Raw genomic sequence first — 1,114 nt, 5'->3', positions numbered from 1 at the left:
GCGGAGCCGCAGCGAAAGCGAGTCTGAATAGGGCGAATTAGTACGTGGTCGTAGACCCGAAACCAGGTGATCTACCCATGTCCAGGGTGAAGGTGAGGTAACACTTACTGGAGGCCCGAACCCACGCACGTTGAAAAGTGCGGGGATGAGGTGTGGGTAGCGGAGAAATTCCAATCGAACTTGGAGATAGCTGGTTCTCTCCGAAATAGCTTTAGGGCTAGCCTCGTGATGAGAATACTGGAGGTAGAGCACTGTTTGGACTAGGGGGCCATCCCGGTTTACCGAATTCAGACAAACTCCGAATGCCAGATATTTATACACGGGAGTCAGACTGCGAGTGATAAGATCCGTAGTCAAAAGGGAAACAGCCCAGACCACCAGCTAAGGTCCCAAAGTAATCGTTAAGTGGAAAAGGATGTGGCGTTGCACAGACAACCAGGATGTTGGCTTAGAAGCAGCCATCATTTAAAGAGTGCGTAATAGCTCACTGGTCGAGTGACGCTGCGCCGAAAATGTATCGGGGCTAAACGATTCACCGAAGCTGTGGATTGACATCTACGATGTCAGTGGTAGGAGAGCGTTCTAAGTGCGTTGAAGTCAGACCGGAAGGACTGGTGGAGCGCTTAGAAGTGAGAATGCCGGTATGAGTAGCGAAAGACGGGTGAGAATCCCGTCCACCGTATGACTAAGGTTTCCTGAGGAAGGCTCGTCCGCTCAGGGTTAGTCGGGACCTAAGCCGAGGCCGATAGGCGTAGGCGATGGACAACAGGTTGATATTCCTGTACCACCTCCTCACCGTTTGAGAAATGGGGGGACGCAGTAGGATAGGGTAAGCGCGCTGTTGGATATGCGCGTCCAAGCAGTAAGGCGTGTGTGTAGGCAAATCCGCACACTATAACGTTGAGCTGTGATGGCGAGTCCGTATGGACGAAGTTCCTGATTTCACACTGCCAAGAAAAGCCTCTATCGAGGTGAGAGGTGCCCGTACCGCAAACCGACACAGGTAGTCGAGGAGAGAATCCTAAGGTGTGCGAGAGAACTCTCGTTAAGGAACTCGGCAAAATGACCCCGTAACTTCGGGAGAAGGGGTGCTCTTGAGCGTGCAAGCGCATGA

1 rRNA gene is annotated in these 1,114 nt (G+C 52.4%); it reads left to right on the top strand.

What is annotated here, in order from left to right:
- Window positions 1-1,114 (top strand): 23S ribosomal RNA (locus ACFXN8_RS26475); the annotation flags it as partial.

This window comes from Lysinibacillus sp. NPDC059133 (assembly GCF_042755925.1).
Classification (GTDB): domain Bacteria; phylum Bacillota; class Bacilli; order Bacillales_A; family Planococcaceae; genus Lysinibacillus.
The sequence above is the reverse complement of the archived record's forward strand: the minus strand, read 5'-3'. Positions and strand labels throughout refer to the sequence as shown.